General features: G+C 67.8%; 18 protein-coding genes. 9 read left to right on the top strand and 9 right to left on the bottom strand.

Features of this window, described 5'->3' with window-relative positions; translation table 11 throughout:
• Positions 1 to 330: 330 nt before the first annotated feature.
• The 4 genes from purL to QM701_RS05045 form a co-directional block, all read right to left on the bottom strand.
• On the bottom strand, positions 331 to 4,251 hold the full coding sequence (purL, locus tag QM701_RS05030) for a phosphoribosylformylglycinamidine synthase (RefSeq protein ID WP_415165995.1): 3,921 nt from the start codon (positions 4,249 to 4,251) through the stop codon (positions 331 to 333).
• A gap of 116 nt (positions 4,252 to 4,367) precedes the next feature.
• Positions 4,368 to 4,559, bottom strand: coding sequence for a hypothetical protein (locus QM701_RS05035; RefSeq protein WP_415165996.1), 192 nt, complete (start codon positions 4,557 to 4,559; stop codon positions 4,368 to 4,370).
• Entirely contained in the window at positions 4,556 to 4,741 is a 186-nt protein-coding gene (locus QM701_RS05040) for a DUF1289 domain-containing protein (RefSeq protein WP_415165997.1), read from the bottom strand. The genes QM701_RS05035 and QM701_RS05040 overlap by 4 nt, the downstream gene beginning before the upstream one ends.
• Before the next feature lie 87 nt (positions 4,742 to 4,828).
• Entirely contained in the window at positions 4,829 to 6,001 is a 1,173-nt protein-coding gene (locus tag QM701_RS05045; protein WP_415165998.1) for a hypothetical protein, read from the bottom strand.
• Positions 6,002 to 6,088: 87 nt separating this feature from the next.
• Between QM701_RS05045 and QM701_RS05050 the strand changes: the two genes are divergently transcribed.
• The 5 genes from QM701_RS05050 to QM701_RS05070 all read left to right on the top strand — a co-directional run bounded on the left by QM701_RS05050 (position 6,089) and on the right by QM701_RS05070 (position 12,100).
• On the top strand, positions 6,089 to 6,352 hold the full coding sequence (locus QM701_RS05050; RefSeq protein ID WP_415165999.1) for a helix-turn-helix domain-containing protein: 264 nt from the start codon (positions 6,089 to 6,091) through the stop codon (positions 6,350 to 6,352).
• Positions 6,353 to 6,416: 64 nt separating this feature from the next.
• Positions 6,417 to 7,916 carry an NAD(P)H-hydrate dehydratase gene (locus QM701_RS05055; RefSeq protein ID WP_415166000.1) on the top strand — a complete coding sequence of 500 codons (1,500 nt, stop codon included), beginning with the start codon at positions 6,417 to 6,419 and terminating at the stop codon, positions 7,914 to 7,916.
• Between the two features lie 209 nt (positions 7,917 to 8,125).
• Complete coding sequence (iolG, locus tag QM701_RS05060; protein WP_415166001.1) at positions 8,126 to 9,121, top strand: inositol 2-dehydrogenase; 996 nt, start codon at positions 8,126 to 8,128, stop codon at positions 9,119 to 9,121.
• A 119-nt stretch (positions 9,122 to 9,240) separates the two neighbouring features.
• A complete protein-coding gene (locus QM701_RS05065; RefSeq protein WP_415166002.1) occupies positions 9,241 to 10,101 on the top strand; it encodes a MurR/RpiR family transcriptional regulator in 861 nt (286 codons plus the stop codon).
• A 61-nt stretch (positions 10,102 to 10,162) separates the two neighbouring features.
• Complete coding sequence (locus QM701_RS05070; protein WP_415166003.1) at positions 10,163 to 12,100, top strand: bifunctional 5-dehydro-2-deoxygluconokinase/5-dehydro-2-deoxyphosphogluconate aldolase; 1,938 nt, start codon at positions 10,163 to 10,165, stop codon at positions 12,098 to 12,100.
• Between the two features lie 60 nt (positions 12,101 to 12,160).
• Here QM701_RS05070 and QM701_RS05075 read toward each other — a convergent pair whose 3' ends face one another.
• The 5 genes from QM701_RS05075 to QM701_RS05095 all read right to left on the bottom strand — a co-directional run bounded on the left by QM701_RS05075 (position 12,161) and on the right by QM701_RS05095 (position 18,208).
• Positions 12,161 to 13,171: a Gfo/Idh/MocA family oxidoreductase gene (locus QM701_RS05075; protein ID WP_415166004.1), complete on the bottom strand. Its 1,011-nt coding sequence runs from the start codon at positions 13,169 to 13,171 to the stop codon at positions 12,161 to 12,163.
• Positions 13,172 to 13,202: 31 nt separating this feature from the next.
• Complete coding sequence (locus QM701_RS05080) at positions 13,203 to 14,186, bottom strand: ABC transporter permease (RefSeq protein WP_415166005.1); 984 nt, start codon at positions 14,184 to 14,186, stop codon at positions 13,203 to 13,205.
• A gap of 166 nt (positions 14,187 to 14,352) precedes the next feature.
• Complete coding sequence (locus QM701_RS05085) at positions 14,353 to 15,840, bottom strand: sugar ABC transporter ATP-binding protein (protein WP_415169347.1); 1,488 nt, start codon at positions 15,838 to 15,840, stop codon at positions 14,353 to 14,355.
• Positions 15,841 to 15,979: 139 nt separating this feature from the next.
• Complete coding sequence (locus QM701_RS05090) at positions 15,980 to 16,897, bottom strand: sugar ABC transporter substrate-binding protein (RefSeq protein ID WP_415166006.1); 918 nt, start codon at positions 16,895 to 16,897, stop codon at positions 15,980 to 15,982.
• A gap of 204 nt (positions 16,898 to 17,101) precedes the next feature.
• On the bottom strand, positions 17,102 to 18,208 hold the full coding sequence (locus tag QM701_RS05095) for a transaldolase family protein (protein WP_415166007.1): 1,107 nt from the start codon (positions 18,206 to 18,208) through the stop codon (positions 17,102 to 17,104).
• Between the two features lie 393 nt (positions 18,209 to 18,601).
• Between QM701_RS05095 and iolD the strand changes: the two genes are divergently transcribed.
• The 4 genes from iolD to QM701_RS05115 all read left to right on the top strand — a co-directional run bounded on the left by iolD (position 18,602) and on the right by QM701_RS05115 (position 23,798).
• Positions 18,602 to 20,455 carry a 3D-(3,5/4)-trihydroxycyclohexane-1,2-dione acylhydrolase (decyclizing) gene (gene iolD / locus QM701_RS05100; RefSeq protein WP_415166008.1) on the top strand — a complete coding sequence of 618 codons (1,854 nt, stop codon included), beginning with the start codon at positions 18,602 to 18,604 and terminating at the stop codon, positions 20,453 to 20,455.
• A 37-nt stretch (positions 20,456 to 20,492) separates the two neighbouring features.
• Positions 20,493 to 21,398: a myo-inosose-2 dehydratase gene (gene iolE / locus QM701_RS05105; protein WP_415166009.1), complete on the top strand. Its 906-nt coding sequence runs from the start codon at positions 20,493 to 20,495 to the stop codon at positions 21,396 to 21,398.
• A gap of 10 nt (positions 21,399 to 21,408) precedes the next feature.
• Positions 21,409 to 22,200: a 5-deoxy-glucuronate isomerase gene (gene iolB / locus QM701_RS05110; protein ID WP_415166010.1), complete on the top strand. Its 792-nt coding sequence runs from the start codon at positions 21,409 to 21,411 to the stop codon at positions 22,198 to 22,200.
• A gap of 83 nt (positions 22,201 to 22,283) precedes the next feature.
• A complete protein-coding gene (locus QM701_RS05115; protein WP_415166011.1) occupies positions 22,284 to 23,798 on the top strand; it encodes a CoA-acylating methylmalonate-semialdehyde dehydrogenase in 1,515 nt (504 codons plus the stop codon).
• The last annotated feature ends 188 nt before the right edge of the window (positions 23,799 to 23,986 follow it).

Below are 23,986 nucleotides of genomic sequence, written 5' to 3' on the forward strand. Positions count from 1 at the left end.
CTCTGGCGATGTTCTGGAAAGGCCCGTTTCGACTCTTAGTTTAGGAACAAAATTACGTAAATAAAATTAAGACTTTTTTTGTTGTTAATTAAGTAAAGTTAATCATTTTTATCGGGCGCGGTGGCGCCGCGAACGGCGGCACGCAGGGTAATCGCACGAATGCTCATGGAATCCATGGGTGAGGCCAAAGCGCCCGCGCCGGGACGACGATGTCCGCGCGAATTCTGCTTCGGTATCACCCTGAGCGGTCACCGAGGCGTTCGCGCGATTGCCCTGCGGCGGTACGCCGCCCGGCGCGCCGCGGCGCCGGGCTCCGCTCTGTCCCGTCCGCTATCCGACCCACTTCCGCGCGTTGCGGAACATGCGCATCCACGGCGAATCCTCGCCGAGGCTTTCCGGATGCCAGGACATCTGCACCGTGCGGAACACGCGCTCCGGGTGCGGCATCATGATCGTGAAGCGGCCGTCCGCCGTGGTCACGCCGGTGAGGCCGGCCGGGGAGCCGTTCGGGTTGTAGGGATAGGTTTCGGTCGGACGGCCGGCGTTGTCGAGATAGCGCATGGCCACCCGCACCGCCGCCTGCTGTTCGGCCGAATCGAACTCGGCGCGGCCCTCGCCGTGCGAGACGACGATCGGCATGCGGCTGCCGGCCATGCCGGCGAAGAACAGTGACGGCGATTCGGGAATCTCGACCATCGTGAAACGCGCCTCGAACTGCTCGACCGCGTTCCGTTCGAAGCGCGGCCAGGCGTCGGCGCCGGGGATCAGCTCCTTGAGCGCGCTCATCATCTGGCAGCCGTTGCACACGCCGAGCGCGAAGGTGTCGCCGCGCCCGAAGAAGGCCGAGAACTCGTCGCGCGCGCGGGGGTTGAACAGGATGGTGCGCGCCCAGCCCTTGCCGGCGCCAAGCACGTCGCCGTAGGAGAAGCCGCCGCAGGCCACCGCCCCCTTGAAACCGGCCAGCGAGACGCGGCCGGCCAGGACGTCGCTCATGTGCACGTCGACCGCGGCGAAGCCGGCGCGGTCGAACGCGGCGGCCATCTCGATCTGGCTGTTGACGCCCTGCTCGCGCAGGATGGCGATCTTCGGCCGCGCGCCGGCGGCGATGTACGGCGCGGCGATATCTTCCGCCGGGTCGTAGGGCAGCGACACCGTCAGTCCCCGGTCGCTGTCGTCGAGCAGGCGGTCGTATTCCTGCTGCGCGCATGCCGGGTTGTCGCGCAGGGACTGCATGCGGTAGCTCGTCTCCGACCAGGCGCGGTGCAGGTCGACGCGCCGCTCGCGCAGGATCGTCTCGCCGCGGCAGTCGATCTTCACGGCGTCGCCATGCTCGGGCACGCCGAGCAGCGTCGCCGCGATTCCCGCCGTCTGGAAGGCCGCCTGCACGGTATTGCGCACCGCGCGGCGGACCTGCACGACGGCGCCCAGTTCCTCGGCGAACAGCGCGCGCACGCGGCCGGCCGCCGAGCCGTCGCACAGGTCGCCGATGTCGATCGCCAGCCCGCAGCGCGAGGCGAAGGCCATTTCGGCGAGGCAGGCGAACAGGCCGCCGTCGGAACGGTCGTGATAGGCGAGCAGCAGGCCGTCGGCGGCGAGCTTCTGCACGATGGCGAAGAAGCCGGCCAGCTTCTCCGGCGCCTCCACGTCGGGCGCCTCGGTGTCCGTGGCGTTGAACACCTGCGCCAGCGCCGAGCCGCCGAGGCGGTTGCGCCCGGCGCCGAGGTCGATCAGCAGCAGGTCGGTGGCCTCGCCGTCAACCTTGAGCAGCGGCGTCAGCGTGCGCCGCGCGTCCTGCACCGGCGCGAAGGAGCTGACGATCAGCGACAGCGGCGCGACGACCTGCCTGGCCTCGCCCGCGTCCTCCCACGCCGTGCGCATCGACAGCGAATCCTTGCCGACCGGGATCGACACGCCGATTTCCTGGCACAGGTCAGACACCGCGCGCACCGTGTCGAACAGGCGCGCGTCCTCGCCCGGCACGCCGGCCGGGGCCATCCAGTTGGCCGACAGCTTGACGTCGCCGAGCCGGGCGATGCGCGCCGCGGCGATGTTGGTCAGCGCCTCGCCGACGGCCATGCGGCCCGAGGCCGGCGCGTCGAGGATCGCCACCGGCGTCCGTTCGCCCATGGCGAAGGCTTCGCCGCGCAGCGTGTTGAAGCCCATCGTGGTCACCGCCGCGTCGGCCACCGGCACCTGCCACGGCCCGACCATCTGGTCGCGGGCGGTCATGCCGCCGACCGAGCGGTCGCCGATCGAGATCAGGAAGGTCTTGTCGGCCACCGCCGGCAGGCGCAGCACGCGGTAGGCGGCCTCCCCGACGTCGATCGCCGCCGGATCGAAGGGCACGGCCGCGCCGGGCAGGCGCGCCACGTCGCGCGTCATGCGCGGCGGCTTGCCGAGCAGCGCGTCCATGTCCATGTCCACCGGCGCGTTGCCGAAATGCCGGTCGGCGACGACCAGCCGGTGGTCGTCGGTGGCCGTGCCGACCACGGCGAACGGGCAGCGCTCGCGCGCGCACATCGCCTCGAACTCGGGCAGCCGGCCCGGCGGAATCGCGAGCACGTAGCGCTCCTGCGATTCGTTGCTCCAGATCTCGGCCGGCGACATGCCCGGCTCCTCGATCTTCACCTCGCGCAGCTCGAAGCGCGCGCCGCCCTGGCCGCTGTGCGCGAGCTCCGGGAAGGCGTTGGACAGGCCGCCCGCGCCGACGTCGTGGATCGACAGGATCGGATTGCCGTCGCCGGGCCGCGTCGCGTCGCCGCGCGGCGCGCCGAGCTGCCAGCAGCGGTCGATGACTTCCTGCGCGCGGCGCTGCATTTCCGGGTTGCCGCGCTGCACCGAGGCGAAATCGAGGTCCTCGGCGTTGGCGCCGGTACTCATCGAGCTGGCCGCACCGCCGCCCAGGCCGATCAGCATGCCGGGGCCGCCGAGCTGGATCAGCAGCGTGCCGGGCGCGAACTTCGCCTCCTTGTGCGCCTGGCTGTCGGCGATGTTGCCGACGCCGCCGGCGACCATGATCGGCTTGTGGTAGCCGCGCACCACCGCCGCCTCGCCCTCGCCGACGTGCTGCTCGTAGGTGCGGAAGTAGCCGGCCAGGTTCGGGCGGCCGAATTCGTTGTTGAACGCCGCCGCGCCGATCGGCCCTTCGAGCATGATCGACAGGGCCGAGGCGATGCGCGACGGGCGCCCGTAGGACGCCATTTCGGCCTCCCACGGCTGCGGCGCGTCGGGCAGGTAGAGGTTGGACACCGAGAAGCCGCACAGGCCGGCCTTCGGCTTCGAGCCGCGCCCGGTCGAGCCCTCGTCGCGGATTTCGCCGCCGGAACCGGTCGCCGCGCCGGGGAACGGCGAGATCGCCGTCGGATGGTTGTGCGTCTCGACCTTGGCCAGAATGTGCGTCAGCTCCTTGCGGTAGGCGTAGCCGCCGTCGGCATCCGGGTAGAAGCGCTCGACCTCGGCGCCCTCGAACACCGACGAGTTGTCGGAATAGACGACGACGTTGCCTTGCGGGTGCGCGGCGTGCGTCTCGCGGATCATGCCGAACAGCGTTTCCTTTTTCGCCTCGCCGTCGATGATCCACGAGGCGTTGAAGATCTTGTGCCGGCAGTGTTCCGAGTTGGCCTGCGCGAACATCATCAGTTCGACGTCGGTCGGATTGCGCCCGGTGCGCGTGGCGAACAGGTCGACGAGGTAGTCGATCTCGTCCTCGGAAAGCGCCAGGCCCAGGCGGGTGTTGGCCTCGACCAGCGCGGCGCGCCCGCCGCCGAGTACGTCGACGGTGGTCATCGGCTGCGGCGCGAAATGGCGGAACAGTTCGGCGGTCTGCTCGAAGCTCCCGAGCACCGCCTCGGTCATGCGGTCGTGCAGCAGGGCGGCGACCGCGCCGCGCCGCGCCTCATCCACGCCCGCGATGTCGAAGGCGATGCCGCGCTCGATGCGCTCGATGCCGGCGAGGCCGCAGTTCCAGGCGATGTCGGTGGCCTTCGACGACCACGGCGAGATGGTGCCAACGCGCGGCGTCACCAGGAACAACGCCCCTTGCCGCGCTGCCGGCGCCGCCCGTTCCTCCAGCAGCGCCGCGAGCTGCGCGCGCGCTGCCGGGGCGAGCTCCTGTTTCAGCTTGGCGAAATGCCAATAGTCGACGCCGGCGATGCGGGCGCCCGGCGCGACGTCCTGGAGGCGTTGCTGCAAACCCTGCAGCCGGAAAACGGAAAAAGCGGGAGCCCCGCGCAGGAACAGGATGTCGGCCATGGTCTACCTGGAAAAGAGCAGAAAAATCTGCGTTAAAACAAGGAGAAGGCCGAATTATAGCCGAGTCGGGGCCTGGCCGCGCCGGCCGACCGCCTCCCGGCGATCAGCCCGTCCCGTCAGACGGGAGGATTGGGATAGCGCTCGCCGGCGGGAATTTCGGGAACCGGGTCCGCCTGCTGCGGCCCGGCCGGCGCGGGCGAAACATCCCAAGGACGGCCGCAGCCGACGCATTGGTTGGTTTCCGGGTCCGGCCGGCAGATTCCGGCGCAGGCGTAGAAAGTGTCGTCGTCCATATCCCGTGCATTCATGATTGGAGCAGCTCGCGCCGCCGTTCGATTTCAGTCAGGATGGCCCGCCGCTCGTCGTTCGACGCCGCCAGCCACGCGCCGATCTCCGAGCGCGTGCGCAGGCAGCCGGCGCACCAGCCGACGGCCTCGTCGATCTGGCAGATGCCGATGCACGGTGAAGGTACCACTTCCTGAGAGCACATGGCGTTGGCCCACGAGTCGATTCCGCTCAGAGGACCGCGCGCGGGAAAAGTTTCGCGGCGTCGACGAAAAGCGACGCGCGGGTGCGCTCAAGGCGACGGCAAGGGGCAGCGGCTCAAGGCGCGGCGCGCCAGCGCGACGACCAGCATCGCCATGCCGCCGCCGATGAAGCCGAGCGCGGCCAGCAAGGAGAGCTTGGCGACCCGGCGCCCCTCAGGTTCGAGGGAAACCTGCAGGCCCTTGCCGAAGGCCGCCAGGATCGAGCGGATGCCCGATTCGAGTTGGGTCAGCGCGTGCTGGCGGATCAGGTCGTCCGCGAGCACTTCCCGGCGCAGGCCGGCGACGATCGCCAGCAGCTCGTCGCCGAGTTCCGGGCCGTCCATGAACTTGTCGGCCGCCGGGAGCGCCCGTTCGAGGAAGCGGCGGGTCACGGCGTGCTGGGCCTGGGCGTTCCTCATCCGCCCGAGCGACTCGTCCAGCGCGTAGAGGTCGGCGTTGGCCGCCACGATCTGGGTTTCGAGCGGCAGGTATTTCGCGGCCGTATCCTTCGGATCGAGAATCTGCCCCGCCGTGCCGGCGACGTTGCCGGGAAACCGTTTGCGCAGCGCTTCGAGATTGGCCGTTTTCCTGCGCAGGAAATCCATTTCCACCTCGGCGGCCAGGATCTTCTGGCGCAGGTCGGCCTCGGCCCTGGTGGCGGCGGCGTCCGCCTCCAGCACCAGCCGCTTCAGCTCCAGATAGGCCGCACCGCTGCGGATGAAGTCGATGGTGGTCGCCAGGTTCTTGCGCGCCTCCTCGCGGCTGGCGCCCGCGCTTTCCACGGCCAGATACTGGATGCGCGTGGCCTCCGCATCCTGGAACTCCTTGCTGGCGCCGGCCAGCAGCTTGCTGTCGTTCTTGGAGAAGGCGTACTGCGGCTGGACGTTCTTGTCCCACCATTCCGGGCGGGACAGGCGCCGGCATTGCGCTTCCCGGTCGTCGGCCGGCACGCGGCCGGACTGGAGCAGATCGGCCGCCAGATTGGGCAGCGTCCGCTGGAAATACTTCCATTTGACGAAGTCGATGGCCCCGGCGACCTGGATGATCGCGCCGCTCGCCTTGTAGTCGCCGAACGCGGCGGCGCCGCCGACGACGAACAGCATCGTCGCCATTGCTCCCGCCAGCAGCTTGCGCCACTCGCCCCGCAAAAAATCGGCGATGTCCCGCAGATCGATCTCGTCCCTCTCCTGGTCGAAACCCTGCACGTATTGTTGTTCGATCATTGCCTCACGCCACCGACGGTCCGAAGTTTTATACGGCCAGTATAACCCATTATGGGATATCCCATTTAGGGTTATCACTATTCAGGGATGCCCAATCCCCTGCACGAACCCAACTACCGGACATTCCGCACACTGCTGATCGAGGCGCGGGAACGCCGCGGCCTGACCCAGACGGATGTCGCCCAGCGGCTCGGCAAGCCGCAGAGCTTCGTGTCGAAATACGAACGGGGCGAGCGCCGGCTGGATTTCGTCGAGTTCGTGGTGCTGGCCGAAATCCTGGAAATCGACGTCAATGCATTCGTGGCCGATTTCATCGACAGGAGAAACGGCGTTTCGCACCATCACCCCTGAGCGAGACGCAGGCCGGAAATACGAGGTAGACTGCGTTTTCATCACCCACCCTCTCCGCCCGGCCATGTCCGCCACCGCGCTTTTCCGCTCCCCCGACCTGCGCCGAATCGAAGCGGCCGCCGCCGACCAGCGGCTGATGCAGCGCGCCGGCCGGGCCGGCGCCGATCTGGCCGTCGCCCTGCGCAACGACGGCGACGCGCCGGTGCTGATCCTGGCCGGCCCCGGTAACAACGGCGGCGATGCCTTCGAGCTCGCCCGCCTGCTGCGCGAACGCTTCCTGGCGGTGCACGTGGTCTTCGCCGGCGACGCGGCCCGGCTGCCGCCCGACGCCGCCGAGGCCTTTCGCCGCTTCACCGCAGCCGGCGGCGCCACCTGCGCGGCGATTCCGGCCGGCCTGCGCTGGTCGCTGATCGTCGACGGCCTGTTCGGCATCGGGCTCGCGCGCGCGATCACCGGCGCCTGCGCGACCCTGATCGAGCAGGCCAACGCGCTGGCCGAGCGCGACCGCTGCCCGCTGCTCGCGCTCGACTGCCCGAGCGGCCTCGACGCCGACACCGGCGCGCTGCACGGAGCGGCCATCCGCGCCAGCCACACGCTCACCTTCATCGCCGCCAAGCCGGGGCTGTTCACCGCCGACGGGCCGGATCATTGCGGCCAGGTCACGGTCGCCGCGCTCGATCTCGACGCGCGCACCTTCGGCGACCCGCCCGGCCGGCTCATCGCGCGCGCCCAGTTCGCCGACCGGCTGTGGCCGCGCCCGCGCAACTCGCACAAGGGCAGCTACGGCAACGCCGGCATCCTCGGCGGCGCGGCGGGCATGGTCGGCGCCGCGCTGCTCGCCGCCCGCGCCGCACTGCGCCTGGGCAGTGGGCGCGTCTATCTCGGCCTGATCGACGAGCAGGCGCCGCCGCTCGACCCGCTGCAGCCCGAACTGATGATCCGCCGCCCCGACCGGCTGTTGGCCACGGAGCTCACGGCGCTGGCCTGCGGGCCGGGCATGGGCAACAACGGCGAGGTGATCGCGCTGATCGAGGCCGCCTGCGGCCTCGACGTGCCGCTGGTGCTCGACGCCGACGCGCTGAACCGCATCGCCGAGAACGGCGAGCTGCGCGTGGCCGTCAAGGCGCGGCGCGCGCCGACGCTGCTGACGCCGCATCCGACCGAAGCCGCCCGGCTGCTCGACTGCCACACCCGCGACGTGCAGCGCGACCGCATCGCCGCGGCCGGCGAACTGGCCGCGCGCTTCGACGCGCACGTGGCGCTGAAGGGCTGCGGCACCATCGTCGCCGCGCCCGGCGGCGCCTGGTCGATCAACACCACCGGCAACCCCGGCCTGGCCACGGCGGGCAGCGGCGACGTGCTGACCGGCATCGTCACCGCGCTGCTCGCGCAGGGCTGGCCGGCGGCGCAGGCGCTGCCGGCCGCCGTGCATCTGCACGGCGCGGCGGCCGAACGCCTGGCGGCCCGGCCCGGCGATTCCGTCGGCCCCATCGGCCTGACCGCCGGCGAGGTGATCGACGGCGCGCGGGCCTGCTTCAACGACTGGGTCCGGGCCGCGCGCTGAGCCGCGCGGCATGAACTTCCCGGCTTCGCGCCGGCCCGCCCGATGAATTCCGATGCGCGACGATCCGCCGCGCCACCGGCCCGCACAAAAAATGCAAAATATTTTCTCTTGTGAATATAATTAGAACATTAATTCCAAGGACACCGGTATGGGCCGGCAGCGTCCGTCGATCATCGGTCAAACAGTGCAACAGCAAAGGAGCGAACAGCATGGCAATCAGAATGGCAGTCATCGGCGCCGGACGCATCGGCCAGATCCATGCGGCCAACGCCGCCCGCAACCCGGCCGTCGCGCTGGCGGGCATCGCCGACGCCCTGCCGGAACCGGCCGAGAAGCTGGCCGGCGCGCTCGGCGCGCGCGTGGTCACGGTCGAGGAAATCTTCGCCGATCCCTCGGTCGACGCGGTGCTCATCGGCTCCTCCACCGACACGCACGCGGACCTCATCCAGCGCACGGCCAGGGCTGGCAAGCACATCTTCTGCGAAAAGCCGGTCGATCTCGATCTGGCCCGCGCGCGCGAATGCGAACAGGCGGTCAAGGCGTCGGGCAAGGCCTGCCTGATCGGCTTCCAGCGCCGCTTCGACCCGACCTTTTCGGCGTTGAAGGCGCGCCTCGACCAGGGCGAGATCGGCGCCCTCGAAGCCCTGTCGGTGATCAGCCGCGACCCGGGCGCGCCGCCCGTGGACTACCTGCGGCGCTCCGGCGGCATCTTCAAGGACATGCTGATCCACGATTTCGACATCTTCCGCTGGATTCTCGGCGAGGAAGCCGAAACGGTGTACGCCACGGCCAGCGCGCTGACCGACCCGGCGATCGCCAGCGAGGCGAACGACGCCGACACGACCGCGGTGACCCTCCGCACGGTCGGCGGCAAGCTCGCGCAGATCCACACCTCGCGCCGCGCGGCCTACGGCTACGACCAGCGCTTCGAGGTGCTCGGCTCGAAAGGCATGCTGCAGGCCGGCAACCACCGGCCGACCGAAGTCGTGGCGTCCGGTCCCGACGTGGTATCGGTTGACAAGCCCGAGCACTTCTTCCTGCAACGCTACGAGAAGGCGTACCGCATCGAACTCGACCATTTCGTCGCCGTGCTCGGCGGCCGGGAGAAGCTCCGGGTGAGCATCGAGGACGGCGTCAAGGCGCTCGAACTCGCCGACGCGGCGACCACCTCGTGGCGCGAGAACCGGATCGTCCGCCTGCGCTGAGCCGGCCCGGCCGCGCGCCGGGCGCCGCGCTGCCACTGTTGGGATAGAATCCATGCGGACCGGGCGATAAGACGACAAGGACGCGCGGTTTCCGATCAACGGCCGTCGAGCGGGAGAACATGGCACAAGCGAGCAGGGTGGAGGAACTGGTCCGGCGCGTCGCGGACGAATACGACGCGCTCTCCAAGCAACTGAAAACCATCGCGCAGTACGTCACCGAGAACCGGCAGCAGATGGTCGTCGTGCGCATCCGCGACATCGCCGAGGCCTGCAGGGTGCAGCCTTCGGCCGTCGTGCGCTTCGCCCAGCACTTCGGTTTTTCCGGCTTCTCCGAATTGCAGGCGGTGTTCCGCGACGCCTACGCCAACAGTGCCTCGACTTCCAGCTACCAGCAGCGCATCCGCGCCGTGATCAGCAAGCATCCGGCGAAGATGAAGAGCGCCGAGCTCGCCCGCAGCTTCATGGACGCCTGCCAGTCCGGCATCGCGGCGATCGGCGAAAACCTCGACGCGCGCGCGTTCGAAGCGGCGGTGACCCTGCTCCAGGACGCCCGGCACATCTACATCATGGGCGTGCGCCGGATGTTCCCGGTGGCGAGCTACCTCGGCTACGTGCTGCTGCGCACGCGCAAGCGCGTGATCATGGTTGACGCGATGGGCGGCATGTACCGGGAGCAGATCGAGGGGCTGGCCAAAGGCGACGTGCTGATCGCCATCAGCATGGCGCCCTACGGGGACGAAACCCGCCACTGCACCGAAGTCGCCGTCGAGCGGCAGGCGCCGGTGCTGGCCATCACCGACAGCCCGCTGTCGCCCATCGCGCGGGCGGCGGCGGTGACGCTCACGGTGCAGGAGGCGGAGGTCTACAACTTCCGGGCCCTGGCATGCACCATGAGCCTGGCCCAGTCGCTGTTCATCGCCCTCGCCTACCGCCTCGAACTCGACCTGGAACGCGCGGAGGAAAAAGGCCGGGAAGCCTGAAGGCCGGGCCTGACTCGTGCAGCCCGCGGCCCCGGGCGCCCGCAATTCGGAGGACGCCGGGATGACCCTGAAAAACCAGACCGCATTCGCCGCCGGACGCCCGCGCGACGTGGTGTCCATCGGCCGCCTGGCGGTCGATCTCTACGCCAACCAGTACGGCTGCAACCTCGAGGACGTCTCGTCGTTCGCCAAATACCTCGGCGGCTCGGCGGGCAACGTGGCGTTCGGCTGCGCGCGCCTCGGCCTGCGCAGCGCGATGATCACCCGCGTGGGCGACGAGCAGATGGGGCGCTTCCTGCTCAGGACTCTGGCCGCCGAGGGCTGCGACGTCTCGCAGATCAAGGTTGACGCGGTGCGCCTGACCGCCCTGGCGATGCTCGGCATCAAGGACCGCCAGACCTTCCCGCTGCTGTTCTACCGCGACAACTGCGCCGACATGGCGTTCTGCGCCGACGACGTTGACGAGGCGTTCATCGCCGGCTGCAAGGCGCTGCACATCACGGGCACACACCTGTCCACCCCGCAGGTCCGGGCCGGCAGCCTGCGCGCGCTCGAATACGCCCGCCGGCACGACGTGCGGACGATCCTGGACATCGACTACCGGCCGGCGCTCTGGGGCCTGACCACCCTCGGCGACGGCGAGACGCGCAACATCCCGAGCCCGGCGGTCACGCGCGAACTGCAGGAGATCCTCGACCGCTTCGACCTCGTGGTCGGCACCGAGGACGAATTCACGGTCGCCGGCGGCGCGGAGGACCTGATGGCGGCCCTGCGCGCGGTGCGCGCCAGGACGCGCGCCACGCTGGTCGTCAAGCTCGGCCCGCTCGGCTGCGCGGTCATCGAGGGGGAGATCCCCGCGCGCATCGAGGACGCCTTCGCGGTGCGCAGCCCGCGCGTCGAGGTGCTCAACGTCCTCGGCGCGGGCGACGCCTTCCTCGCCGGATTCCTTTCCGGCTGGCTGCGCGGCCAGGACTACGGCACCTGCTGCCGGCGCGCCAACGCCAGCGGCGCGCTGGTCGTCTCGCGCCATGCCTGCGCCCCGTCGATGCCCACCGAGGAGGAGCTGCAGTACTTCCTGGCGCACGCCGACACGCTGACCGAACCGGCGCATGACAGCACGCTGAACTGGCTGCACCACGTCACGCCCCGGCGCCACGTGTGGCAGGACGTATTCATCTTCGCCTTCGACCACCGCAGCCAGCTCTACGACCTGGCGCGCCAGGTCGGCGCGCCGGAAAAGCGGCTGCCGGCACTGAAACGCCTACTCGTCGAAACCGTGGCGCAGACCGAAAAGCGGCTGCAGCTCCACGGCAGCCTGGGCGCGCTGATCGACGACCGCTACGGCGAGGACGCGCTGCACACCGCCACCGGCCGCGGCTGGTGGCTCGGGCGTCCGGTCGAACGCCCCGGCTCCAACCCGGTCATCTTCGAACTCGGCAGTTCGATCGGCTCGGTGCTCGCCCACTGGCCGCGCGAGCAGGTGGTGAAATGCCTGATCTTCTACGACCCGGACGACCTGCCGGACCGCCGCCTGGCTCAGGAAAGCCAGGTGCGCACGCTGTGCGAGGCGACCAACGAGACGGGCCATGAACTGCTGCTCGAACTGATCCCGTCCAAGGGTTCCCCGCCGGACCCGGAGGCGATCCTGCGCACGATGACCCGCTTCTACAACCTCGGCATCCACCCGGACTGGTGGAAGCTGCCGGCCACCTCGGCCGAGCACTGGGCGCGCATCGACGCGCTGATCGAGAAGCGCGATCCGTTCAGCCGAGGCGTGGTGATGCTCGGGCAGAACGCGCCCATCGAACAGCTCGTCGCCTCCTTCGAGGAGGCGCGCCACAGCCGCACGTGCCGGGGCTTCGCCGTGGGCCGGAGCATCTTCCAGGACCCGGCGCGCGCCTGGCTCGACGGCCGCATCGGCGACGGCGAACTCGTCGAGCGCTGCTGCGACGGCTTCGAACAGCTGATCGTCGCCTGGCGGCGGATTCGCGCCTCCTGAACGCGGCGGCGGAGCGCCGCCGCTGAACGGATTGGGCGGCCGGCCCCGCCCCTCAGCGGCTCACAGGCGGACCAGCTCGTTCGTCTCGAACGCTTCCTTGCACTTGTAGGCGATCTCGGTGCACTTCGTGCCGTCGTACACCGTCACTTCGGGCCGGCAGCCCTCGTTGATGCAGCGCACGAATTCGTTCATCTCGGCCAGATAGGCGTCGCCGAAGCGTTCCAGGAAATTCTGCGAGCACTCCTTGCGCACGCCGTGCCGGTCGAGAATCTCGACCAGATTCTTCTGCGGCACCGCGGCGATGCGCAGGATGCCCTGCGTCCCCATGATCTCGGTTTCCACGTTGTAGCCGTGCGGCGCGGTGCGGCCGGCGAACAGGAACACCATGCCGTCGTCCTTGAGGTGCATCAGCGCCGCCACGTTGTCGCCATCGTTGTACTGCGCGAATTCGGGATGGGCGTAGCAGCCGCCGATGGCGAAGATCGACTTCGGGTCCGAGCCCATGAACCAGCGCGCGAGGTCGATGTCGTGCACCGCCATGTCGATGAACTGGCCGCCCGAATGGCCGGCATAGGCGATGGCGCCCTGGATCGCCGATTCCGGGTCCTGGCAGTAGCCGCGGAACAGGAACGGCCGGCCGATCCGGCCCTCCCCGATCATTTTCCTGGCGTAGGCGTAGGACGGATCGTAGCGGCGCATGAAGCCGAGCATGAACACGCGGTCGGGATGCTTCTCCACCGCCGCCTCGGCGATGCGGCATTCCTCGACCGTGGTGCCGAGCGGCTTCTCGCTGAACACGTGCAGCCCCCGTTCGAGCGCGGCGGCGATCTGCGCGGTGTGCAGGTGCGACGGCGAGACGATCGCCACCGCGTCGAGCCCGCCGCCGTCGAGCATCGCCGCGAAGTCCGTGTAGGCGCGGGCGACGCCCCACTCCCGCGCGACCGCGTGCAGCTTCTCCGCGTCCGCGTCGCACAGCGCCGCCAGTTCCACGCCGGGGATGGCGAACCGCAGGTTCCAGGCATGCCGATGGCCGAGCCGACCCAGGCCGACCGCTCCGATTCTGATGGTCATATGCGCTCCATTCGGTTGGGTGATAACGAAGTCATTTCTTCTTGGCGTTCTTTCTCATGTCGATGACTACGGCGGCGACGATGATCGCCCCCTTGATGATCTGCTGCCAGTACGCCGAGACGCCGAGCAGGTTGAGGCCGTTGTTCAGCACCCCGAGGATCAGCGCGCCGACGACCGCGCCCTGGATGGTCCCGATGCCGCCCGAATGGCTGGTGCCGCCGATCGTCGTCGCCGCGATGGCGTCGAGCTCGTAGGCCACGCCCATGCCCGGCTGCCCGGTGTTGAGGCGCGCCGAGAGCACCAGCCCGGCCAGGCCGGCAAGCATGCCGGCGTACATGTAGATCTTGACCAGGTTGCGGTGCACGTTGACCCCGGACACCTCGGCCGCGACGACGTTGCCGCCGATCGCGTAGATGTTCTTGCCGAACTTGGTGTGGTTGAGCATGACCCAGGTGACGAGCGCCAGCGCCAGGAACAGGATCACCGGCACCGGGATGCCGAACACGTAGCCCTGCCCGATGAACTGGTAGGAGGCGGTCAGGGTGCTGACCGGCCGGCCGTCGGAGTAGAGCAGCGCCAGCCCGCGCACGGAAACGTAGGTGCCCAGCGTGGCGATGAACGCCGGGATGCCCGTCTTGGCGACGAGCAGGCCGTTGACCGCGCCGACCAGCGTCCCGACCGCCAGCGCGGCGAGGATCGGCACGATCACCGGCATTTCGGGCAGCGACGGGTACATCTTCGCCGCCCAGTCGCCCGCCTGCCCGACGCTCGCGGCCATCACCGCGGCGAGCGCCAGCGTCGAGCCGCTCGACAGGTCGATGCCCTTGGAGATGATGACCAGCGTCACGCCCAGCGAGATGAGCCCGATCACCGACACCTGCCGGATCACGTTGAGCAGGTTGTCCTGCGACAGGAACACCGGCGACATGAAGCTCATGACGATGATCATGACCACCAGCACCAGATAGATGCCGTACTTGCCGAAAAACTGCTTGATGTTGTCTTTTCCATCCATATGAAAGAACCCCGGACCCTGGTTGATGTTGAACGTGGCAGCGGACGATCGGCTGGGGGAACGCTGATTCATTCGTCACCCCGGCGAAAGCCGGGGTCCAGTGCGTTGGTTTTCCTGGATTCCGGCTTGCGCCGGAATGACGGATGCGGACTGTTTCAGTGCCTCCCTAGGTCTTCGTCGTCGCGTATTTCATGATCAGCTCCTGCGTCGCCTCCTGGCGCTCGATGATGCCGGTCAGCCGGCCCTCGCGCATCACCGCGATGCGGTCGCTCATGCCGAGGATTTCCGGCAATTCCGACGAAACGAGGATGATCGCCTTGCCTTTCGCCGCCAGGTTGGTGATCAGCGTGTGGATTTCGGCCTTCGCGCCCACGTCGATGCCGCGCGTCGGTTCGTCGAGGATCAGGATGTCCGGCTCGGAGAGCAGCCAGCGCGCCACCAGCACCTTCTGCTGGTTCCCGCCGGAGAGGTTCATGATCTTCTGTTCGAGGCTCGGCGTCTTGATCTTGATCTTCTGCCGGTACTCGCCGCAGTCGTTGCGAATCTGCGCATGGTTCAGGAATTTCCCGAGACGGTTGCGGTAGCGGTCGAGCACCGCCATGACCATGTTGTCCTTAACGTCGAGCATCGGGAAGATGCCGGACAGGCGCCGGTCCTCGGTCAGCAGCGCCATGCGATGCCCGATCGCGTCCTCGGGCGTGCGGATGTCCACCGCCCGGCCGTCGATGCGGACGGTGCCGGAACTCCGATGCCGGATGCCGAACAGCGTTTCCATGACCTCGGTGCGGCCTGCGCCGACCAGGCCGGCGAAACCCAGGATTTCGCCCTTGCGCACGTCGAAGGACACGTTCGCGAACGCGCCCGGACTGGACAGGTTTTCGACCCGCAGCCGGACATCCGTTATCGGGCAGTTGACCTTGGGAAACATCTCGTTCAGTTCCCGCCCGACCATCAGGGAAATCAGCCTGTCGGTGTCCAGTTCGCCGGCCGGATACGTGCCGACATACTGGCCGTCCCGCAGCACGCTCACCTCGTCGGAGATGGCGAAGATCTCGTCCATCTTGTGCGAGATGTAGATGATCGCCCGGCCCTGTTCCCGGAGCCGCCGGATGATCCTGAACAGGTGTTCGACCTCGCCCTTGGTGAGCGACGAGGTCGGCTCGTCCATGATCACCACCTCGGAGTTGTACGACACCGCCTTGGCGATCTCCACCATCTGCATCTTGGCGACCGTGAGCTTGGCCATCTCGATGCGCGGGTCGATGGCAAGCTCCAGGTCGTCGAGCAGCTTCTTCGTTTCGTCGTGCATCCGGCGATGGTCGACGAACGGCGTACCCCTGATGAGCGGCTCGCGGCCGAGCCAGACGTTCTCCATCACCGAACGGTGGGGAACGGGAGACAACTCCTGGTGAATCATCGAGATGCCGAGCCGGATCGACTCGATCGGCGCGTTGAACTCCGTTTCCACGCCCTTGTACAGTACCGCGCCTTCGGTGGGCTTGTACATGCCGCTGAGAATCTTCATCAGCGTGGACTTCCCGGCGCCGTTCTCGCCCATCAGGGCATGCACGGTCCCCGGCCGGAATCCGAGCGAGATATTGTCGAGCGCGACGACGCCGGGGAACACCTTCCTGACGCCCCGGGTTTCCAACACGTACTCGTTACCCATAAAGCCCCTTGCCTCAAGTCGGAAGCCGCTCGAAACCGGCCCCGCGCGCCTGCCACGGGCTGTCTTTCGAAACGACTTCCGGCGAAAAAAACGGAAGGGGCGGCCCCTTCCGGAATCGGGTCGCTTATTTCTTGAATTGCGACAGATTTTCAGGGGTCACGAGCTTGAAGGGCACCCAGGTTTCCTTGGCGACCTTTTCACCACGGGCGGCCTTCACCGCCACTTCGACCGCCCCGCCGCCCTGGCCGACCGCGTCTTGGAAGACGGTCGCGGCGAGCTCTCCCTTGGCGATGGAAGTCAGCGCATCCGGCGTGGCGTCGACGCCCAGCACGATCACGTCGGTGCGCTTCTTGTCCTTCAGGGCCTGGATCGCGCCGAGCGCCATGTCGTCGTTGTTGGCCAGGATGGCGTTGATCTCCTTGCCGAAGCGGTTGAGCCAGTCCTCGGTCTTGACCAGCCCTTCGTTGCGCTGCCAGTTGCCGGTCTGCTTGTCGAGAATCTTGATCTCCGGATACTTGTCCTTCCTGATCTCCTCGTTGCCGGCCGTGCGCTTCAGCGCGCCTTCGTTGTCCAGCTTGCCGACCAGGATCGCCACGTTGCCCTTGCCCTTCAGCTTCTCGCCGAGGAACTCCATCTGCAGACGGCCGGCGACCATTTCCTCGGAACCGACGTAATAGGCCCCGTCGGGCAGATTGCCCGGGTTGCGGTTGACATAGACCGCCTTGATGCCCTTGCCCAGGATGCTCTTGGTCATCGGCGCCGTGGCGCTGGTGTCGACCGGGACGACGATGACGGCATCCATCTTCTGGATGATGAAATTCTCGATCTGATCGAGCTGCTTCGCCATGTCCTCCTTGGCATCGGTGAAGGTCAGCTGGATGTCGTTCGGATGCGCCTTGGCCCAGGCTTTCATGCCGTCCATCATGTAGGTGAGAAAGGTGTCGTCGAAGTTGGCGATCGATACGCCGACCTTGACCGGAGCGGCAAAAGCGATGGTGGAGGCCGCGAGAAGAGCGATGCCAGACAGCAAGATCTTTTTCATACAGTTTTTCCCCTCGTGTTCATGCAAAGATTCCTTTGCCGGATTGGATGTTTGACCGAAACAAGCAAATGCGAACGTCGTGGCGTTTTCTCCTTTCTTTCCGTCGATGGCGGCGCTCCACCGCGTGTTTGTGGTTTTCTCCGGACAAAGCGGTCCCACCGGTGCCGCGCGCGGCATTTCCGGGGGACCGGCGGGCGAGACCCGCTATTTCTTGTCGGGATTCGGGATCATCGCGTCGCGCACGATGCCCAGCAGCTCGTGGTAATGCTCGCAGAAGACGCGCAAGGTTCTCGCGGTCGCGCCGAAGCCGTTGAATTCCTTGATCGACATGCCGTCCTCGTCGTAGGCGCGGCGGAAATCCGGGACCATCGCATAGAGTTCGTCGACGATCTTCGGGTCGACCGGGTCCTGCATGCGTTCCTTGACCTCCACCTTCGACTGGTTGAACAGCACCTGCCAGTCGTAGGGAATCGTCAGGATCACGTCGCCGCCGATGAACTGCGACCAGTGCAGGTGGCTGCGGTAGGCCGCCGAAAGCAGGCGGGTGCGGTAGCCGCGCTGCCGATAGATGGCATAGGCCTTCTTGAACGCGGCCACCCCCGCCCAGTCGGCGTAGCCGGGCGTGAGCAGGATGCCGTCCCGGGCGGTGACCACCTTCATCCAGTCGTCCAGGCGGCCGACCATGATCGTGCAGGCGGGGAAGATGCGGTCGACCGGCTTGCCTTCCTTTTCACGCCGCTTGAGGCCGCGTTCGACGGCTTCCGCCACGGCGATGGCCTGCGGCACGGTGAAGGACACCGTCGCGTTGATCGTCACGCCGCGATAGGTGGCTTCCTCGAAGGCGGCGATGCCGGCTTCGGTCACCGGGATCTTCACCTGGATGTTCGGCGCGAGGCTGTCGAAATGCACGGCCTGCTCGACCAGCGCCGCGGTATCGCGGAAGTAGGTCGGGTTCGTCTGCATCGACAGGCGCCCCTTGCGCCCGTTCTCGCGCTCGAACACGGGCAGCAGCATCTGCGCGCCCCGCACGCCCAGTTCCTCGATCAGGCGCCAGGCGACCTTGTCCTCGGGCCAGGTCGAGTTGCCGGAAATGATGCCGAACAGGGTGTCCTTCCAGTCGGAGAATTCCTTCTTCAGGACGTTCAGCACGATGCTCGGATTGGTGGTCGCGCCCACCGCGCCGTTGCGGATCGCGTAGGCGAGCTCCCGGGTGCTGCACGAGTCGTTCCAGTAGTCGGTCGGCGTCGTGTGCGTGGTGCGATAGAGCGGACTGCCGGTGTCGTATTCCTGTGTCGGGGTGCTGGTGGTCATCGTGTCCTGCCTTTCGGTGTCGTTTGTGATTCGCTCCCGGCCGTCCGGCCATCGCCTGCGTCTTTCGCATCGCTTCCGCGACGTCGCGGCCGGGACCGGTCCCTCCATCGTCTGCCGATCCGCCGTCCGCCTTCTTCCGGGCGGGCATGCAATTCGAATCGCATGCTCAAACAATAGGCATTCTAAAAATAAAAGTCAATAGAAAAATAATTCTCTTTTTTCGATCGTTCCGCTCCGGAAAAATAGAACTTAATTTCCACGAAATAAAAGTTTCGAAACTTTGTTTGCATTCCGCGCGAAAGCGCGCTATCTTTGTGGAATGCGAAATGTGACCGGCAGGCATGCGGGCCGACGGCGTGGCGCTCGCCGCATGTTCATCGGGGAGGGGACGCAATGACGACGATTCGACTGACGATGGCCCAAGCGCTGGTGCGCTATCTCGCCGCCCAGAAAGTGGCGGCTCCCGCAGGGCGGCAGCCCTTGTTCGGAGGCGTCTGGGCGATCTTCGGGCACGGCAACGTGGCCGGCCTCGGCGAGGCGCTGTACGCGCTGCGCGAGCAGTTGCCCACCTACCGGGCGCACAACGAGCAGGGCATGGCGCTGGCGGCGACGGCTTACGCCAAGGCGCACTTCCGGCGCCGGATGATGGCGGTGACCACGTCGATCGGGCCGGGCTGCACCAATCTCGTCACGGCCGCCGCGACGGCGCACGTCAACCGCCTGCCGGTGCTCCTGCTGCCCGGCGACGTCTTCGTTTCGCGCGCCCCGGACCCGGTGCTGCAGCAGGTCGAGGACTTCCAGGACGGCGGCGTCTCCGCCGCCGACTGCCTGCGCCCGGTGTCGCGCTACTTCGACCGCATCGTCAGCCCGCATCAACTGCTGACCGCCCTGCCCCGCGCCATCGCCATCCTCACCGACCCGGCCCTGTGCGGCCCGGTCACGCTCGCCCTGCCGCAGGACGTGCAGGCGACGGCCGCCGACTGGCCCGAGGAATTCTTCGCCGAGCGCGTCGTCGAGTTCCGCCAGCCGGTGCCCGAGCCTCGCCAGATCGCGGCCGCCGCCGAGCTGCTGAAAGCGGCGAAGCGCCCGCTGCTCGTCTGCGGCGGCGGCGTCCTGTACAGCGAAGGCGGCTGCGGCGCGCTGCAGCGTTTCGCCGAGGCCCACGGCGTCCCGGTCGGCGAGACGCAGGCCGGCAAGGGCGCCCTGGCCTGGGATCACCCCTTCGTCTCCGGCGCCATCGGCGTCACCGGCACGCCGGCCGCCAACACGCTGGCGGCCGAAGCCGACGTGGTGCTGGCCGTGGGCACGCGCCTGCAGGACTTCACCACCGGCTCGCACACCCTGTACGCGCAGGCGAAGCTCGTCTCGATCAACGTCAACGCCTTCGACGCGATCAAGTGGGGCGGCCAAAGCATCCAGGCCGACGCGGCCACCGCGCTCGACGCCCTGTCCACGGCACTGGGCGGCTGGAAGTCCGACGCCGCGTGGCGCGAGAAGAGCCTGCGCGCCAACGCCGACTGGCGCAACGCGATCGGCGACATCGTGGCCAGCTCGCGCGCCGCGCTGCCGACCTACGCCGAAGTGATCGGCGCCATCCAGGCGTCGTCGCCCGATTCGCCCAAGCATGACATCGCCGTCTGCGCGGCGGGGACGCTGCCGGCCGAACTGCACAAGCTCTGGCGCTCGGCCGTGCCGGGCGGATACCACATGGAGTACGGCTATTCCTGCATGGGCTACGAGGTGGCCGGCGGCGTGGGCGTGAAGATGGCCCGGCCGGAGCGCGAGGTGATCGTCGTCGTGGGCGACGGCAGCTACCTGATGCTCAACCACGAACTGGCGACCTCGGTCATGCTCGGCCGGAAGATCATCGTGGTGGTCACCGACAACCTCGGCTACGCCTGCATCACCCGCCTGCAGAAAGCCTGCGGCGGCGCGCCGTTCAACAACATGTTCGAGGACTGCCTGCAGGGGCCGGACGGCGCGCCGGTCATCGACTTCGCCGCCAACGCCCGCTCGCTCGGCGCCAGGGCCGAAAACGTCGCCAGCATCGCGGAACTCGGCGAGGCGATGCGGCGCGCCCGCGCCTCGGACATCTCCTACCTGGTCAGCATCCGCATCGACGGGCCGCAAAGCACGCCCGAGGGCGGCTGCTGGTGGGAAGTCGGCATCCCCGAAGTGTCGACGCGCCCGGCCGTCGTCGCCGCGCGGCGGGAGGCCGACGCGCAGAAGAAGCAGCAGCGGCTCTGAACCCAACCATCAACGCAAAAAAGAAAGAGGTTTTCGCATGGGCAAGCTGGAGGTGAGGATCGGCATCAACCCGATCTCGTGGACGAACGACGACCTGCCGCAGCTGGGCGGCGACACGCCGCTGGAGACGTGCCTGTCGGAAGGCTCCGAGATCGGCTACGTCGGCTTCGAGTTGGGCAACAAGTTCCCCAAGGACCCGGAAGAGCTGCGCGCCAAGCTGGCGGGCTACGGGGCGGTGGTGGTGTCGGGCTGGTACTCCGGCACGCTGGCGGAAAACAGCCTCGAACATGAGATCGACGCCGTGCAGGCGCACCTGAAGAAGCTCCTGCACAACGGCTGCGCGGTGATGGTTTACGGTGAAGTCGCCGGCTCGGTGCAGGGCCAGCGGCAGACCCCGCTGTCGCGCCGCCCGCGCTTCGCCGGCCCGGCCCAATGGGAAGCCTACGCCAAGAAGCTCGACGCCTTCGGCGCGTATCTCAAGGCCCAGGGCATCACCCTGGCCTACCACCACCACATGGGCGCCTGCTGCGAGAGCCCGGCCGACCTCGACACGCTGATGCGGCTCACCAGCCCCAACGTCGGCCTGCTGTTCGACACCGGGCACATCACCTTCGCCGGCGGCAACGCGCTCGCCGAACTGAAGAAGCACATCGGCCGGGTGGTGCACGTGCACTGCAAGGACGTGCGCGAGAACGTCATGCTGCGCGCACGCAACAACGACCAGAGCTTCCTCGACGCGGTCCTCGACGGCGTGTTCACCGTCCCCGGCGACGGCATGATCGACTTCGCGCCGATCCTGCAGACGCTCGCCGACCACAACTACCAGGGCTGGCTGGTGGTCGAAGCCGAACAGGACCCGGCGGTGGCGCCGAGCTACGAGTACGCCAAGAAGGGCTACGACACCCTGGCCGGGCTGGTCGCGAAGATCAACGGACAGGCATGAGGAGACGCGCGTGAGCAAGCTACTGGTCAAGGCCCGGCCGGGCCGGGAAATCGCCGCGGTGACTCCCGCCTCGGCGGGCTGGGGTTACGTCGGTTTCGCCGCCTACCGCCTGCAGCCCGGCGAAACGGTCGCCTTCGCGGACGCGGCGCGCGAGGCCTGCCTCGTCGTCCTCGCCGGCAAGGCGCGGGTGCGGGCCGGCGAACTCGACTGCGGCGAACTCGGCACGCGCGCGAGCGTGTTCGACGACAAGGCCCCGGACGCCGCCTACGTCCCCAACAACTGCCAGGTCAGCGCCACGGCGGTGACCGCCTGCGAGATCGCCATCGCCCACGCCCCCGGCCGCGGCACTCATCCGGCGCGGGTCATCCGCGGCGAGACCGTCCGCCGCTCGGTGCGCGGCACCGGCACCAACACCCGCTACGTCACCGACATCCTGCCGGCCGACCAGCCCGCGGACAGCCTGCTGGTCGTCGAGGTGATCACGCCTGCGAGCCACTCGTCGAGCTATCCGCCGCACAAGCACGACACCGACAGCCTGCCGAACGAGAGCGCGCTCGAGGAGACCTACTACCACCGGCTGAACCCGCCGCAGGGCTACGTCCTGCAGCGCGTCTACACCGACGACCGCAGCCTGGACGAAGCGGTCGCCGCCGAGGACCACGACGTGGTGATGGTGCCGCGCGGCTACCACCCGGTGACCGTGCCGCACGGCTACACCTCGTACTACCTCAACGTGATGGCCGGGCCGAAGCGCGACTGGGTGTTCAGGAACGACCCGGCGCACGAATGGATGCTCAAATAAGCGGGGAGACAGGACGACGCCGCGCTTCATTGCCCCGGCGCGGCGTCCCGTTTGCACTGATTGAATGACTTAAGGAAAGCGAAATGACCATCAAGCGTTTGAAGTTCTGTATCAACAACGAATGGACCGAATCGGCGACGTCGAAGTACATGCCGGTGATGAACCCGAGCCTCGGCGTGCAGATCGCCGAAGCGCCGTGCTGCACGCAGCGCGAGGTTGACGCCGCCGTGGCCGCCGCCGCCGCGGCCTTCCCCGGCTGGTCGAACACGCCGATCCCGCAGCGCATCCAGCTGATGTTCCGCTTCAAGGCGCTGCTCGACCAGCACCTCGACGAACTGGCCACGCTGCTCGCCACCGAAATGGGCAAGGTGCTGGCCGAAGCCAAGGGCGACGTGCTGAAAGCCATCGAGGTCGTCGAATGCGCCTGCGCCTCGCACTACCTGATGCAGGGCGACACCTGCATGAACGTCGCCGCCGGCTACGACACGGTGTCCTACCGCGAACCGCTCGGCGTCTTCGTCGGCATCGCCCCGTACAACTTCCCGGCGATGATCCCGATGGGCTGGATGCTGCCGTTCGCCATCACCACCGGCAACACCTTCGTGCTCAAGGCCGCCTCGATGGTGCCGCAGACCTCGATGCGCATGCTCGAACTGCTGATCGAGGCCGGGCTGCCCAAGGGCGTGGTCAACCTCGTCACCTGCTCGCGCGTCGAGGCCGACTCGCTGCTCACCAATCCGCTGGTGCGGGGCGTCACCTTCGTCGGCTCGACCGCGGTCGGCCTGCACATCTACTCGACGGCGGCCGGCGCCGGCAAGCGCGTGCAGGCCCTGTGCGAAGCCAAGAACCACGCCCTGGTGATGGAAGACTGCGTGCTCGAACGCACCGTCGCCGGCATCATCAACTCCACCTACGGCTGCGCCGGCCAGCGCTGCATGGCCCTGCCGGTGGTCTGCGTGCAGGAATCGATCGCCGACGAGTTCGTCGCGCTGCTCAAGCAGAAGGCGCAGGAACTCAAGCTCGGCCCGGCCTACCTCGCCGACTCGCAGCTCGGCCCGCTGGTTTCCGCCGCGCAGAAACAGTCGGTCGAGAACTGGATCGCGCGCGGCGTCGAGGAAGGCGCGCAGCTCGTGCTCGACGGCCGCGGCGTGAAGGTGCCCGGCGGCGAGAACGGCTATTTCGTCGGCCCGACCATCTTCGACCACGTGAAGCCCGGACACGCCATCGGCGACGAGGAAATCTTCGGCCCGGTGACCAGCGTCAAGCGGGTCAAGGACTTCGAGGAAGGCCTGGCGATCATGAACGGCAACCGTTTCGCCAACGGCTCGTGCATCTACACCAGCTCGGGCTACCACGCCCGCGAGTTCGCCAAGCGCACGCACGGCGGCATGGTCGGCATCAACGTCGGCATCCCGGTGCCGTTCTCGATCTTCCCCTTCACCGGGCACAAGGATTCCTTCTTCGGCGACCTGCACGCCATGGGCAAGGACGGCGTGGCCTTCTTCACAGAGACCAAGGCCGTCACCTCGGTGTGGTTCACCGAGGAAGACGCGAAGAAGAAGGTTTCCACCTGGGACGGCACCCTGACGCGCAACTGAGCCGCATCCGGACAGTAATCAAGCCACGATCGGGGCTGCGATCGGCCCCATTCCTCCGCTCTCCTGTTGGCGGCCGGACTGCCGGCCGCCCCGCGAGGCGCCCGCCCCTCCCTGGCGAGGACGGACGCCCGCGGATTTTTTTTGCATACCGCCGCACGCCGTCCGGCAGCGGTTTACGGGTAGACTAG

It is taken from the genome of Propionivibrio sp. (assembly GCF_047602565.1).
Classification (GTDB): domain Bacteria; phylum Pseudomonadota; class Gammaproteobacteria; order Burkholderiales; family Rhodocyclaceae; genus Propionivibrio.

Bases quoted from the DNA above. Each gene is read 5' to 3' on its own strand.
- QM701_RS05090 (WP_415166006.1), bottom strand. From the start codon at position 16,897: ATGAAAAAGATCTTGCTGTCTGGCATCGCTCTTCTCGCGGCCTCCACC.
- QM701_RS05065 (WP_415166002.1), top strand. From the start codon at position 9,241: ATGGCACAAGCGAGCAGGGTGGAGGAACTGGTCCGGCGCGTCGCGGAC.
- QM701_RS05045 (WP_415165998.1), bottom strand. From the start codon at position 6,001: ATGATCGAACAACAATACGTGCAGGGTTTCGACCAGGAGAGGGACGAG.
- iolG (WP_415166001.1), top strand. From the start codon at position 8,126: ATGGCAATCAGAATGGCAGTCATCGGCGCCGGACGCATCGGCCAGATC.
- QM701_RS05035 (WP_415165996.1), bottom strand. From the start codon at position 4,559: ATGAATGCACGGGATATGGACGACGACACTTTCTACGCCTGCGCCGGA.
- iolE (WP_415166009.1), top strand. From the start codon at position 20,493: ATGGGCAAGCTGGAGGTGAGGATCGGCATCAACCCGATCTCGTGGACG.
- QM701_RS05040 (WP_415165997.1), bottom strand. From the start codon at position 4,741: ATGTGCTCTCAGGAAGTGGTACCTTCACCGTGCATCGGCATCTGCCAG.
- QM701_RS05055 (WP_415166000.1), top strand. From the start codon at position 6,417: ATGTCCGCCACCGCGCTTTTCCGCTCCCCCGACCTGCGCCGAATCGAA.
- QM701_RS05080 (WP_415166005.1), bottom strand. From the start codon at position 14,186: ATGGATGGAAAAGACAACATCAAGCAGTTTTTCGGCAAGTACGGCATC.
- purL (WP_415165995.1), bottom strand. From the start codon at position 4,251: ATGGCCGACATCCTGTTCCTGCGCGGGGCTCCCGCTTTTTCCGTTTTC.
- QM701_RS05115 (WP_415166011.1), top strand. From the start codon at position 22,284: ATGACCATCAAGCGTTTGAAGTTCTGTATCAACAACGAATGGACCGAA.
- QM701_RS05050 (WP_415165999.1), top strand. From the start codon at position 6,089: ATGCCCAATCCCCTGCACGAACCCAACTACCGGACATTCCGCACACTG.
- QM701_RS05095 (WP_415166007.1), bottom strand. From the start codon at position 18,208: ATGACCACCAGCACCCCGACACAGGAATACGACACCGGCAGTCCGCTC.
- QM701_RS05075 (WP_415166004.1), bottom strand. From the start codon at position 13,171: ATGACCATCAGAATCGGAGCGGTCGGCCTGGGTCGGCTCGGCCATCGG.
- iolD (WP_415166008.1), top strand. From the start codon at position 18,602: ATGACGACGATTCGACTGACGATGGCCCAAGCGCTGGTGCGCTATCTC.
- QM701_RS05070 (WP_415166003.1), top strand. From the start codon at position 10,163: ATGACCCTGAAAAACCAGACCGCATTCGCCGCCGGACGCCCGCGCGAC.